This is a genomic window from Thermus composti (genome assembly GCF_014647535.1).
GTDB lineage: Bacteria > Deinococcota > Deinococci > Deinococcales > Thermaceae > Thermus > Thermus composti.
In genome coordinates this window covers 1-12,128 of record NZ_BMPJ01000038.1, presented here as the reverse complement: position 1 = coordinate 12,128, position 12,128 = coordinate 1, and the positions used below count along the sequence as shown (strand labels likewise).

At 67.2% G+C, this 12,128-nt stretch carries 16 protein-coding genes and 1 rRNA gene; 10 read left to right on the top strand and 7 right to left on the bottom strand.

The window, feature by feature from the left end; genetic code table 11:
* The 3 genes from IEX93_RS10690 to IEX93_RS10680 form a co-directional block, all read right to left on the bottom strand.
* Positions 1-67: ribosomal RNA gene (locus tag IEX93_RS10690) — 16S ribosomal RNA — on the bottom strand; the annotation flags it as partial.
* 101 nt (positions 68-168) lie between these two features.
* Positions 169-633, bottom strand: a complete 465-nt coding sequence (nrdR, locus tag IEX93_RS10685) for a transcriptional regulator NrdR (protein WP_188848182.1) — start codon at positions 631-633, stop codon at positions 169-171.
* Positions 630-1,337 carry an SDR family NAD(P)-dependent oxidoreductase gene (locus IEX93_RS10680; RefSeq protein ID WP_188848181.1) on the bottom strand — a complete coding sequence of 236 codons (708 nt, stop codon included), beginning with the start codon at positions 1,335-1,337 and terminating at the stop codon, positions 630-632. The genes nrdR and IEX93_RS10680 overlap by 4 nt, the downstream gene beginning before the upstream one ends.
* A 29-nt stretch (positions 1,338-1,366) precedes the next feature.
* Here IEX93_RS10680 and IEX93_RS10675 point away from each other — a divergent pair, with 29 nt between their 5' ends.
* The gene (locus tag IEX93_RS10675) at positions 1,367-1,846 is read left to right on the top strand and encodes a macro domain-containing protein (RefSeq protein WP_188848180.1); all 480 of its coding nucleotides are present in this window, start codon (positions 1,367-1,369) and stop codon (positions 1,844-1,846) included.
* Here IEX93_RS10675 and IEX93_RS10670 read toward each other — a convergent pair.
* Positions 1,843-2,718 (bottom strand): putative Ig domain-containing protein, encoded by an 876-nt coding sequence (locus IEX93_RS10670; RefSeq protein ID WP_188848179.1) that lies wholly within the window; start codon positions 2,716-2,718, stop codon positions 1,843-1,845. The two genes, IEX93_RS10675 and IEX93_RS10670, sit on opposite strands and share 4 nt — an antisense overlap.
* A gap of 30 nt (positions 2,719-2,748) precedes the next feature.
* Between IEX93_RS10670 and dcd the strand changes: the two genes are divergently transcribed.
* From dcd to trmH, 5 genes are read left to right on the top strand one after another with little or no spacing between them, the layout of a single operon-like run.
* Entirely contained in the window at positions 2,749-3,294 is a 546-nt protein-coding gene (dcd, locus tag IEX93_RS10665; RefSeq protein WP_188848178.1) for a dCTP deaminase, read from the top strand.
* Between the two features lie 3 nt (positions 3,295-3,297).
* Positions 3,298-3,897 carry a peptidylprolyl isomerase gene (locus tag IEX93_RS10660; protein ID WP_188848177.1) on the top strand — a complete coding sequence of 200 codons (600 nt, stop codon included), beginning with the start codon at positions 3,298-3,300 and terminating at the stop codon, positions 3,895-3,897.
* Positions 3,894-4,973, top strand: coding sequence for an ATP phosphoribosyltransferase regulatory subunit (locus tag IEX93_RS10655; protein WP_188848176.1), 1,080 nt, complete (start codon positions 3,894-3,896; stop codon positions 4,971-4,973). Before IEX93_RS10660 ends, IEX93_RS10655 begins: the two co-directional genes overlap by 4 nt.
* Positions 4,970-5,590 (top strand): ATP phosphoribosyltransferase, encoded by a 621-nt coding sequence (hisG, locus tag IEX93_RS10650; protein WP_188848175.1) that lies wholly within the window; start codon positions 4,970-4,972, stop codon positions 5,588-5,590. Before IEX93_RS10655 ends, hisG begins: the two co-directional genes overlap by 4 nt.
* Positions 5,587-6,171 (top strand): tRNA (guanosine(18)-2'-O)-methyltransferase TrmH, encoded by a 585-nt coding sequence (gene trmH, locus IEX93_RS10645; RefSeq protein WP_188848174.1) that lies wholly within the window; start codon positions 5,587-5,589, stop codon positions 6,169-6,171. The genes hisG and trmH overlap by 4 nt, the downstream gene beginning before the upstream one ends.
* Here trmH and IEX93_RS10640 read toward each other — a convergent pair.
* Together IEX93_RS10640 and IEX93_RS10635 are read right to left on the bottom strand one after the other, a co-directional pair.
* Positions 6,161-7,114, bottom strand: coding sequence for a branched-chain amino acid transaminase (locus IEX93_RS10640; protein WP_188848173.1), 954 nt, complete (start codon positions 7,112-7,114; stop codon positions 6,161-6,163). The genes trmH and IEX93_RS10640 overlap by 11 nt on opposite strands.
* Positions 7,101-8,054, bottom strand: a complete 954-nt coding sequence (locus IEX93_RS10635; RefSeq protein WP_188848172.1) for a hydrogen peroxide-inducible genes activator — start codon at positions 8,052-8,054, stop codon at positions 7,101-7,103. The genes IEX93_RS10640 and IEX93_RS10635 overlap by 14 nt, the downstream gene beginning before the upstream one ends.
* 108 nt (positions 8,055-8,162) lie before the next feature.
* Here IEX93_RS10635 and IEX93_RS10630 point away from each other — a divergent pair, with 108 nt between their 5' ends.
* A complete protein-coding gene (locus IEX93_RS10630) occupies positions 8,163-9,071 on the top strand; it encodes a manganese catalase family protein (protein ID WP_188848171.1) in 909 nt (302 codons plus the stop codon).
* 3 nt (positions 9,072-9,074) lie between these two features.
* Here IEX93_RS10630 and dprA read toward each other — a convergent pair whose 3' ends face one another.
* Positions 9,075-10,079: a DNA-processing protein DprA gene (gene dprA, locus IEX93_RS10625; RefSeq protein ID WP_188848170.1), complete on the bottom strand. Its 1,005-nt coding sequence runs from the start codon at positions 10,077-10,079 to the stop codon at positions 9,075-9,077.
* An 84-nt stretch (positions 10,080-10,163) separates the two neighbouring features.
* Here dprA and era point away from each other — a divergent pair, with 84 nt between their 5' ends.
* From era to IEX93_RS10610, 3 genes are all read left to right on the top strand, one after another.
* Entirely contained in the window at positions 10,164-11,069 is a 906-nt protein-coding gene (gene era / locus IEX93_RS10620) for a GTPase Era (RefSeq protein ID WP_188848169.1), read from the top strand.
* 44 nt (positions 11,070-11,113) lie between these two features.
* Entirely contained in the window at positions 11,114-11,995 is an 882-nt protein-coding gene (locus IEX93_RS10615; RefSeq protein ID WP_188848168.1) for an acyltransferase, read from the top strand.
* Positions 11,996-12,128, top strand: a 133-nt coding sequence (locus IEX93_RS10610; RefSeq protein WP_188848167.1) for a ThiF family adenylyltransferase, incomplete at its 3' end; no start/stop codon positions are given.

Genomic DNA, 12,128 nt, shown 5'->3' with positions numbered 1-12,128 from the left:
GCACGACTTGCATGTCTTAGGCACGCCGCCAGCGTTCACCCTGAGCCAGGATCAAACTCTCCAAGAAAACTCACCCAAGGTGGGTGGTTATCGGCTCGTGTGATGCCTCTGCTCTCCCCTTTTCAAGATCCCCCTGCTTGGGCTTTCGCCCGCGCAGCAATAGCCATCCTAGCGGTTCCCCTCTTCCTTGTCAACACCCCCCAGGCGGCGGATCTCCTCTATGAAGCGTTCCACGGAGTCAAACTCGCGGTAGACCGAGGCGAAGCGGATGTAGGCCACCTGGTCCACCTCGCGCAGAAAGGCCATGGCCTTGAGGCCGATCTCCTCCGAGGCGATCTCCGGGCCCGAAACCTGGTCCTCAAAGCTATAGGCGAAGCGCTTGAGGACCTCGGGGTCCACGGGCCGCTTCTCGCAGGCGAGGAGGAGGCCCCTTAGGAGTTTGTCGGGATTGAAGGGTTCCTTACGGCCGTCCCGCTTGATCACCATGAGGGGCTCCAGCTGGGTGCGCTCGTAGGTGGTGAAGCGGCGGCCGCAGGAAGGGCACTCCCGCCGCCTGCGGATGGCCATGCCCTCGTCGGAGGGCCTCGAGTCCACCACCCGGGTGTCGGAATGGCCGCAGTAGGGGCACTTCATGGCACTTCCCTAAGGAGCTCGTAGACCTCGGGAGGCGTGGGGGGTTCGGGGAGCTGCACCTCCAGCACCACCCCCCGGATCCCCTCGGAGACCATGGAACCCAGCCCCAAGGCCGCCCGCACCAAGGGCTGGTCGTAAGCCTCCCCCACGGGGTCCCGGGAGGGGACGACCCCGTTCACCCGCACCCCGGGGAAGGTGCGGCTCGCCCCTTCAATGAGCCCCTCCACCGCCTTGCGCACGGAAAGGGTGTGGGGCTCCAGGCGCACCGCCGGGGGAAGGATGAGGGTCACAAAACCGCCCCCCACCAGGTGGCGGAGGCCCTGCTGGAGGACGTAGAGGCTGGACTTCACGTCCTGGCTCATGAGATCGTACCACTCCCCCTCCAGAAGCTCCACGAAGGGGGTCTTGCTCTCGGCGGTGGTCACGTGGACGATGCCGTCCAGGAGGCCGAAAAGCTCCTCCACCTTCTCAAAGGTGCTGGTCACGTCCAAGACCACGCTCATATCCCCGCGGATGGGGATGGCGGTGGCCCCCAGGGCCTCCACCTCCGAGGCCACGGAGGTGGCCAGCTCCACGTCGGGGTCCACCACGATGACCGTGGCCCCGTTCCGGCCATAGCCGTGGGCGATGGCCCGGCCAAAGCCCCGACCCGCCCCCGTCACCATGACGATCCGCCCCTCGAGGCCCAAAAGATCCCGTGACATCAGGCCCCATTCTACGGGAAAATAAAGGCATGGCCCGAATCCGCGTAGCCCAAGGGGACATCACCGAGTTCCAGGGGGACGCCATCGTCAACGCCGCCAACAACTACCTGAAGCTGGGGGCCGGGGTGGCGGGGGCCATCCTCAGGAAAGGGGGCCCTTCCATCCAGGAGGAGTGCGACCGCATCGGCAAGATCCGGGTGGGGGAGGCAGCGGTCACCGGGGCGGGGAACCTCCCCGTGCGCTACGTGATCCACGCCGCCGTCTTGGGGGACGAGCCGGCTAGCCTGGAGACGGTGCGCAAGGCCACGAGAAGCGCCCTGGAGAAGGCGGTAGAACTTGGCCTAAAGACCGTGGCCTTTCCCCTCCTGGGGACGGGGGTGGGAGGGCTTCCCGTGGAGGCCGTGGCCCGGGTGATGGTGGAGGAGATCAAGAAGGCCCCGGACACCCTCGAGGTCACCCTCTACGGCTACCGCGAGGAGGACGCCGAGGCCATCCGCCGGGCCCTTTAGGGAGCCCCTTTTTCCCCTTCGCCTCCGGCCGGGGCCTCGGGGGAGGGGGCCTCGGGCTTGGGAAAGTAGCCCTGGGCCAAGCGCTTAAGGTCCGCCTCCCCCACCTTGCCGTCTTCGTCCAGGTCCTCTTCAAGCGCCTTCCCCTCCCGGCCCCAGGCCTGGGCGAGCCTTAAAAGCTCGGCGAAGGGCTTGCCCCGGGGAAGGGGCTGGCCCAAGGGCTTTCCCTCCTTGTCGTAAAGGACCACCCTGGGGGTAAGGCGGGGGACGAGGGGCTTTTCCGGGGTGAGGAGAAGGCGGAAGACCTCCCGGTCCTTAAGGGGCTTGGCGAAGGCCATGTCCAGCCGGAGAAGCCCCTCCTTGGGGTCGTAGTCCAGGAGGTAGGCGGGGCTTACCGCCTTCAGGCTTCCCAGGTCCGGGGTGAGGTCCTTTAGGGGGAGTTCCAGCTGGAAGCCCGAGGCCTCCCGCACCTCCAGCCGGGCGAGGAGGAGGAAAGGCCCCTCCTCCTGGGCGGAAGGGGCCACCAGGGCCAGGCGGGGCGGGGGCGGGTCGGAGACGGTGAGGGTGAGCTTTTGGGCGCGGCTATTCTTGGCGGCGTCCTCCACGGTGAGGATGAGGGGGAAGCTTCCCTTCTCCTTGGGCACCCCGAAAAGCCTTCCCCCCTGGAAGCTAAGCCCCTCGGGAAGCCTGCCGTCCAGGGTGAAGGTGTAGGGCCGCACCCCCCCTTCGGCGCTGAAGGGGGCGGTGTAATCCTCCCCCAGGTAAGCGGGGGGCAGGGCGGCGAGGGTGAGGCGGAGCGCCTCGAGGCCCGTCCCCGAGGGGTCCTGGGTGCCGCAGGCCGCCAGGAAGAGGAGGGGAAGCCAGGCCTTTCGCATAAGGCCAGTCTAGCGGCTATAGTTGAAGGCATGGTTAAGCCGGACTGGTGGATCCGGGAGATGGCCAAGAAGGGAATGATTGAACCCTTTGAAGAGCGGCTGGTGCGGGAGGGGGTCATCAGCTACGGGCTTTCCTCCTTCGGCTACGACCTAAGGGCCGCCCCCGAGTGGAAGATCTTCACCAACGTCTTCTCCAGCGTGGTGGACCCCAAGAACTTTGACCCCAAAAGCTTCGTGGAGTACGAGGGGGAGGAGGTCCTGATCCCCCCCAACTCCTTCGCCCTCACCCGGAGCCTGGAGTACATCCGCATGCCCGACAACGTGATCGCCATCGCCTTGGGCAAAAGCACCTACGCCCGGTGCGGCATCGTGGTGAACGTGACTCCCCTGGAGCCCGGCTGGGAAGGGCACGTCACCCTGGAGATCTCCAACACCACCCCCCTTCCCGCCAAGGTCTACGCGGGGGAGGGGATCGTCCAGCTCCTCTTCCTGGAAGGCCCGAGGCCCGAGGTCACCTACCGGGACCGCAAAGGCAAGTACCAGGGGCAAAGGGGCATCACCCTGCCCCGGGTGTAGGCTATGAGGGTGCGCCTCCTCCTTCTTCTCCTTCTCCTGGGCGCTTGCAAGGGTGAGAGCATGAAGCCCCTTCCCTACCTCTCGGAAGAGCCGGTGCGCTCCTTCAAGGCCCCGGAAAAGGTGTTAAAGCCCGGCCTGGACTACTACGCCCGGATAAGGACCACCCAGGGGGAGATTCTTTTGGACCTGTTGGAGAAGGAAACCCCTTTTACGGTGAACTCCTTCGTCTTCCTGGCCCTTCACCGCTACTTTGACGGGGTGGTCTGGCACCGGGTCATCCCCGGGTTCGTGGCCCAGACCGGGGACCCCACGGGCACGGGGCGGGGTGGACCCGGCTACACCTTCGGCCTGGAGATCGCCCCCGGGCTCGCCTTTGACCGGGAGGGGATGGTGGGCATGGCCCGCACCCAGGACCCCAACTCCAACGGGAGCCAGTTCTTCATCACCTTGGGCCCCGCCCCCCACCTCACGGGCCAGTACACCCTCTTCGCCCAGGTGGTGGAGGGGATGGAGGTGGTGCGGCGCCTTGCCCCCACGGAAGGCCCTGGGGCCTCAAGGGAAAGGGACCGGATTCTAAGCGTGGAGATCCTCGTGAAGGAATGATCCCCGAAGGCACCCGTTTCCTCCTCCCCCCTGAGGCCCGGCTCAAGGCCGAGCTGCAAAAGAGGCTTCAGGACCTCTTCCTGCGCCACGGCTACGAGCCCGTGGAGCTTCCCGCCCTCGAGGCCTTTGACCCGGCCCACCCCCTGGCGGAAAGGGCCTTCAAGCTGGTGGACAAGACGGGGGAGGTCCTGGCCCTAAGGAGCGAGTTCACCACCCTGCTCGCCAAGCTCCTGAGGCCCCACCTGGGGAAAGGGGTCCACCGCTTCCAGTACGCCGGGGCCCTTTGGCTTCGGGAGGCGGACGCCGAGCTTGGGCGCCTAAGGGAGTACACCCAGGTGGGGCTGGAGCTCATCGGGGCCACGGGGCCTTTGGCCGACGCCGAGGTGCTGGAGCTGGCCTTTTCCGCCCTCGAGGCCTTGGGGCTTGGGGGCGTGGTGGAGGTGGGCCTGCCGAGCCTGGTGGGGGAGGTGCTTAGAGCCTCGGGCCTATCGGAAAGCGCCCAAAAGGAGGTCCAGCGGGCCATCCACCGCAAAAACCTCCCCGAGCTAAAGGCCCTCCTCGCCCAAAACCCCGTGCCCGAGGAGGTGCGCCAGACCCTCCTCGCCCTCCCCGACCTCTACGGGGAAAGGGAGGTCCTGAAGGAGGCCCAAACCCTCCCCCTCCCCCCCAAGGCCCGGGAGGCCCTCTCCCGGCTGGAAAGGACCTTAGACCTCCTGGAAAGGCCCGTCCTCCTGGACCTGGGCATGGCCCGGCGGTACGAGTACTACTCGGGGATCTTCTTCCGGGCCTACACCCCGGGGTTCGGCCTGCCCCTTCTGGGTGGGGGGCGGTACGACGGGGCGCTTCTGCCCCAGGCGGCGGGGTTCGCCCTCGGGGTGGAGCGGGTCCTGGAGGCCCTAAAACCCCCTCCCCAGGAGAGCCCCCCGGAGGTTCTGGCCCTGGACCTGAAGGCCCTCCGCCGCTTCGCCCGGGAGAGGCGGGTGGAGCTTTTCCACGGGGAGGACCCCGTGGCCCACGCCAAGGCCCGGGGTATCCCCTTCTTGGCCGAAGGGGAAAGGATCTGGGAGGTGCCGTGAAGCGGTTTCGGCTCACCGTGGCCCTGCCCAAGGGGCGGATCTTCCAGGAGGCCTACGAGGCCCTGAAGCGGGCGGGGCTTCCCCTACCCCCGGTGGAGAACGCCCGGGCCCTCCTCCACGGGGAGGAGGGGGGCGTGGCCCTTCTGGAACTCCGCAACAAGGACGTGCCCGTCTACGTGGACCTGGGGATCGCCGAGATCGGGGTGGTGGGGAAGGACGTGCTTTTGGACTCGGGGCGCGACCTTTACGAGCCCGTGGACCTGGGCTTTGGGGCCTGCCGGCTTTCCCTCATAAGGCGGCCAGGGGACACGGGGCCCATCCGCCGCATCGCCACCAAGTACCCGAACTTCACCGCGAGGCTCCTCAAGGAAAGGGGCTGGGCGGCGGACGTGGTGGAGCTTTCCGGGAACATTGAGCTCGCCGCGGTCACCGGCCTGGCCGACGCCGTGGTGGACGTGGTCCAGACCGGGGCCACCTTGAGGGCGGCGGGGCTTGTGGAAGTGGAGGTCCTCGCCCACTCCACGGCGAGGCTCGTGGTGAACCGGCAGGCCCTCAAGCTCAAGCGGGACCTCCTAAAGCCCTTGATCGCCCGGCTCAGGGAGCTGGCCCAGCCATGAAGGAGAGGACCGAGGCCCGCAGGCGAAGGCTAGAGGAGGTTCTAAGGAGGCGGCAGCCCGACCTCACCGTCCTCCTGGAGAACGTCCACAAGCCCCACAACCTCTCCGCCATCCTGCGCACCTGCGACGCCGTGGGGGTCCTCGAGGCCCACGCGGTGAACCCCACGGGGGGCGTGCCCACCTTCAACGAGACCAGCGGGGGCAGCCACAAGTGGGTCTACCTCCGGGTCCACCCGGACATCCGCGAGGCCTTCCGCCACCTCTGGGAAAGGGGCTTTAGGGTCTACGCCACCGCCCTGAGGGAAGACGCCCAGGACTTCCGGGAGGTGGACTACACCAAGCCCACCTGCGTCCTCTTCGGGGCGGAGAAGTGGGGGGTCTCGGAGGAGGCCCTGGCCCTGGCGGACGGGGCCATCAGGATCCCCATGCTGGGCATGGTGCAAAGCCTGAACGTGAGCGTGGCGGCGGCGGTGATCCTCTTTGAGGCCCAGCGGCAAAGGCTCAAGGCGGGGCTTTACGAGAAGCCCCGCCTGAACCCGGAGCTTTACCGAAAAATCCTCGAGGACTGGCTCAGAAAGTGACGTAGGTGAGCCAGTGGGCGTACTCGGGGCGCTTTCCGGTGGCGGCCTCGAGGTAGACCTCCCGGAGCCTCAAGGTGATGGGCCCCGCCGTCCCCGAGCCGATGGGGCGCCAGTCAATCATGGACACAGGGGTCACCTCGGCGGCGGTCCCGGTCATGAAGACCTCGTCGGCCATGTAGAGCTGGTCGCGGGTGGCCCGCACCACCTGGACCTCGTAGCCGAGGTCCTTGGCGATCCGAATCACCGAGTCCCGGGTGATCCCCTCCAGGTTCACCGAGTGTTCCAGGGCGTAGATCACCCCGTCCCGCACGAAGAAGAGGTTCTCCCCGCTCCCCTCGGCCACGTAGCCCTCCTCGTCCAGAAGAAGCGCCTCGTCGGCCCCGGCGGCCACCGCCTCCATCTTGGCCAAGGCGGAGTTCACGTAGTTCCCCCCCACCTTGGCCTTGCCGGGCATCACGTTGGCGGGGAAGCGGGCCCAGGAGCTGGTGATAAGCTTGGCCCCCTTGCGCACCGCCTCCTCCCCCAGGTAGGCCCCCCATTCCCAGGCGGCCACCATCACCTCGGTGGGGTTGTTGGGAAGGGGGTTCACCCCAAGGGCCTTGGCCCCCATCCAGGCCAGGGGGCGGATGTAGCAGCTTTTGTAGCCGTTTCTCCGCACCACCTCCTTGATGGCCTCCTCCAGCTCCTCCGGGGCGAAGGGGATCTCCATGCGGAGGACCTTGGCGGAGTTGTAGAAGCGCTTCACGTGCTCCTTCAGGCGGAAGATGGCGGGGCCCTTGGGGGTCTCGTAGGCCCTGATCCCCTCAAAGACGCTGGTGCCGTAATGGAGGGCGTGGCTTAGGACGCTGGTCTTGGCCTCCTCCTGGGGCACGAAGGCCCCGTTCATCCAGATAAGCCCTGCCTTGATACGCACGTCACCGCCCTTGGCCTCAGGTTTGGTCATGGCCGACCTCCGTCCCCATCATAGCGCTTTCCTGCACCCCTGCCGCCTGGCGCAAGAGGGCGAAGACCCCCTGCGCCTCCCGGGCCAAGGCCCTAAGCAAGAGGGCCTTCAGGCTTCCCTCGCGGAAGAGGAGGTAAACGGTGCGCCCGGCCCCCGGGGGAGCCAAAGGGCGCAGCCTGGCCCTCTGGGCCGGGGAGAGGGTCCAGAGGGCCACCTCCGGCAAAAGGGTTAGCCCCCCCACGGCGTCCACCAGGCGGACCAGGGTCTCCAGGTCCCCGCTTTGGAACTCAATGGACCGCCCCCCAAGGCTTGGGCGGCACACGGAAAGGATCTGGTCCCGGAAGCAGTGGCCCTCGGAGAGGATCCAGGTGTCCTCGAGGGGAATCTCCAAAGGGTGGATGGCCTCCTTCCGGGAAAGGGGGTGGCCCGGGGCCAGGTAGGCCCAGAAGGCCTCGGCGAAGAGGGGCTCGGCCCGAAGCCCCGGATGCCGCTCCTCCGTGCCCACAAGCCCGGCGTCCAGATCCCCTTCCAGAAGCGCCCGCACGATCCCTGGGGTGAGCTCCTCCCGCACCGAGAGGGCCAGGGCGGGGTAGGCCCCCTTGAGCCGGGGGAGGAGGTGGGGCAGGAGGTAGGGGGCCAGGGTGGGGATCACCCCAAGCCGGAAGGGCCCCTGGAAGCAGGCCTCTTCCCCCCGCACCAGGAGCTTAAGCCGTTCCACCTCCTCGAGGACCCTCCGGGCCTGGGCCACCGCCACCCGGCCCGCCTCGGTGAGCACCCCCTTCCTCCGGTCAAAAAGCCGCGTCCCCAAAGCCTCCTCCAGCTTGCGGATCTGGACGCTTAAGGCGGGCTGGGTGAGGTAGACCCGCTCGGCGGCCCGGGTGAAGCTTCCCTCCTCGGCCAAGGCCACCAGGTAGCGGAGCTGGTCCAGGGTAGGTCCCATAACGAGAGTTTATTCTAGCGCCCATCAAAATCTATTGGACTTATAAGCCCCCCTTCCTCTAAGGTAAGGGTGTCCGGGGAAAAAGCCCCGGGCGAAAGGAGGGAAAGGATGTTTCTGAGGATAGACCGCCTGCAGATTGAGCTGCCCATGCCCAAGGAGCAGGACCCCAACGCCGCCGCCGCGGTGCAGGCCCTTCTGGGCGGGCGCTTCGGGGAGATGTCCACCCTGATGAACTACATGTACCAGTCCTTCAACTTCCGGGGGAAGAAGGCCCTGAAGCCCTACTACGACCTCATCGCCAACATCGCCACCGAGGAGCTGGGCCACATTGAGCTGGTGGCGGCCACCATCAACAGCCTCCTGGCCAAGAACCCCGGGAAGGACCTGGAGGAGGGGGTGGACCCGGCCAGCGCCCCCTTGGGCTTCGCCAAGGACGTGCGCAACGCCGCCCACTTCATCGCCGGCGGGGCCAACAGCCTGGTCATGGGAGCCATGGGGGAGCACTGGCACGGGGAGTACGTCTTCACCAGCGGGAACCTGATCCTGGATCTCCTCCACAACTTCTTCCTGGAGGTGGCCGCCCGCACCCACAAGCTCAGGGTCTACGAGATGACCGATAACCCCGTGGCCCGGGAGATGATCGGCTACCTCCTGGTGCGGGGCGGGGTGCACGCCGCCGCCTACGGCAAGGCCCTGGAGAGCCTCACCGGGGTGGAGATGACCAAGATGCTCCCCATCCCCAGGATTGACAACAGCAAGATCCCCGAGGCCAAGAAGTACATGGACCTGGGCTTCCACCGCAACCTCTACCGCTTCAGCCCCGAGGACTACAAGGACCTGGGCCTGATCTGGAAGGGCGCCTCCCCCGAGGACGGCAGCGAGGTGGTGGTGGTGGACGGCCCGCCCACGGGGGGCCCCGTCTTTGACGCCGGCCACGACGCCGCCGAGTTCGCCCCCGAGTTCCACCCGGGCGAGCTCTACGAGATCGCCAAGAAGCTCTACGAGAAGGCCAAGTAAGCCCTAGCCTGGTCCGTAGCGCCCTCCCGGGAGGGCCCGGGCCAGGCCCTTTAGTTCCAAGAGGGTGAGGAGGGAAAGGACCCGCTCCGGGGAAACCCCCAAGGCCTGGGCCAAGGCCTCGGGGAGCGCCTCTCCCTTTTCCTGGAGGTGGGCGTAAAGGGCCGCCTCCTCCGGGGAAAGCTCGGGAAGGGGCCTGGGCCTCGAGGCCACCCCCAGATAGGAAAGGACGTCCTCGGCGGAGAGCACCGGGTAGGCCCCGTCCTGGATGAGGCGGTTCGCCCCCAAGGAGCCCTCGTCCGTGGGGCGGCCCGGCACCGCCAGCACCTCCTTGCCGAGTTCCAAAGCGTGGCGGGCGGTGATGAGGGCCCCGGAGTCCAGGGGGGCCTCCACCACCAAAACCGCCCGGCAAAGCCCGGCGATGAGGCGGTTCCTGCGGGGGAAAAACTCGGGCCTAGGACCTTCCCCAAAGGGAAACTCCGAGAGGAGGTCCATCCGCTGGGCCAGGGAGCGGTTCTCCGGCGGATAGACCCGGTCCAAGGCGCTCCCCAGGACCCCCAGGGTCCGCCCACCCCCCTCCAAAGCCCCCAGGTGGGCCTCCCGGTCTATGCCCCGGGCGAGGCCCGAGACCACCCAAAGCCCGGCCTCAGCGAGCTCCCGGGCGAGCCTCCGGGCGAAGGCCAAAGCCCAGGAGGAGGCCCGCCGCGTCCCCACTATGGCGATGGCCTCCTTCTCCTCGGGCAGGTCCCCCCGGAGGTAGAGGTGGGTGGGGGGCTGAGGGAGGCGCTTGAGGCCCTCGGGGAAGCCTTCCTCCCAAAGGCCGAGGATCCGCACCCCCAGGGCCTTGGCCCGCTCCCTTTCCCTTCGGGCCTTGGCCGAGGCCGCCTCCAGGTGGGGGTAGGCCTGGGGAAAGCGCGCCTTGAGGTGGGCCTCCCAGTCCTCCTGGGCCAAAAGATCTAAAAAGCGCTTGGGCCCGATCCCGGGCAGGAAGGCGAGGGCCAAGGGGTCCACGGCATGGAGTATACTGGAAGCCTTGGAAGGTCCGGCCTCAGGCCTTTAGGCCAACCCCAAAGGCCGGGATCACCTGGAGAAACCATGGCGGAAAAGACCTACTCCGGATTCGTGGCCATCGTGGGCAAGCCCAACGTGGGCAAGTCCACCCTGCTCAACAACCTTTTGGGGGTGAAGGTGGCCCCCATAAGCCCCCGCCCCCAGACCACCCGCAAGCGCCTCCGGGGCATCCTCACCGAAGGAAGGCGCCAGATCGTCTTCGTGGACACCCCGGGCCTCCACAAGCCCATGGACGCCCTGGGGGAGTTCATGGACCAGGAGGTCTATGAGGCCCTCGCCGACGTGAACGCCGTGGTCTGGGTGGTGGACCTCCGCCACCCCCCGACCCCCGAGGACGAGCTGGTGGCCAAGGCCCTAAAGCCCCTGGTGGGAAAGGTGCCCATCCTCCTGGTGGGCAACAAGCTGGACGCCGCCAAGTACCCCGAGGAGGCGATGAAGGCCTACCACGAGCTTCTTCCCGAGGCGGAGCCCAGGATGCTTTCCGCCTTGGACGAAAGGCAGGTGGCCCAGCTCAAGGCGGAGCTTCTGGCCCTCCTGCCCGAGGGGCCCTTCTTCTACCCCGAGGACTTCGCCAAAAGCGACCAGAGCTTTGGGGAATGGGTGGCGGAGATCCTCCGGGAAGAGGCCATGAAGCGCCTCTGGCACGAGGTCCCCTACGCCATCGCCACCAAGGTGGAGGAGGTGGCGGAAAGGGAAAACGGGGTGCTCTACATCAAGGCCCTCATCTACGTGGAGCGCCCCTCCCAGAAGGGGATCGTCATCGGCGAGGGGGGGAGGAAGCTCAAGGAGATCGGCCAGGCCGCGAGGAAGCAGCTGGAGACCCTCCTGAACCGCAAGGTGTACCTGGACCTCGAGGTCAAGGTCTACCCCGACTGGCGCAAGGACCCGGAGGCCCTAAGGGAACTGGGGTACCGCTCCTCCATCGGGTGAGGCGGGCGCTTTTCCTTCGGGCCCCTGGGGGTTAGCATAGCCCTATGCCCTGGCTTCTTCCCCGGGAGATCGCTCCCCTGCACCAAAAGGCCCTGGACCGCTATCTGGGTAGCCTCACGGAGAAGCTTTCCGACCCCAGCGTGGACCGGAACGCCTTGGTGCGGGAGGAGCTCGCCCGTCTCCTTTACGGCAGGCCCTATGAAGAGCTTTTGGAGGTGAACCCCCTGGCAGCCATGGGCCTAGACCCCGAGGGGATCACCTTTGAGGCGGAGTACTACGCCGCCACCGACCTGGAGAAGTTCCGGCGGGTCAAGCCCCTCCTTTGGTTCTGGAAGGTCCTGGATCTCACTCCCTTGGGCCAGTCGGTCCACTCCGGGGTGGCCATAAGGCGGGCCCTCGCCCCCTTCATCTTCAAGCGGGTGGGGAAAAACCCCAAGTTCTTCCAGAACGTGGAGTTCTCCGTGGGGTACAACCTGGAGCTGGGGGACGACGTGGTGGTGCACCGCTATGTCTTCCTGGACGACATCGGCGGGATCAAGATCGGGGACAGGACCTCCCTTTCCGATTACGTCAACGTCTACAGCCACACCCACCACGTCCTGGCCTCCCCTGACGTGACCTTGAAGGAGACCATCATCGGGAGCGGGGTCCGCATCACCTACCACGCCACCGTCTTGGCGGGGGTGCGCATCGGGGACGACGCCATGGTGGGCACCGGGGCCATCGTCACCAAGGACATCCCTCCCCACGCCATCGCCCTGGGGATCCCTGCAAGGCCCGTGCGCTACAAGGTGCGCCACGACTGCCCCTACTGCCGCAAAGGGGAGCCCCACCCCTCGGACCTCATCCCCAAGGCCGAGGACCGGAAGGGCAACCCCGACTACCCGGACTTCCTCCCCCCCGGCTTCGGCACCCGGGAGGCCTAGATGTGGACCAAGGAGGAGCTGGACCGCTACCACCGGCAGATGATCCTGCCCCAGGTGGGCCCCGAGGGGCAGGAGAAGCTCAAAAGGGCCTCCGTGGCCGTGGTGGGGGCCGGGGGGCTTGGGGTGCCCGTCC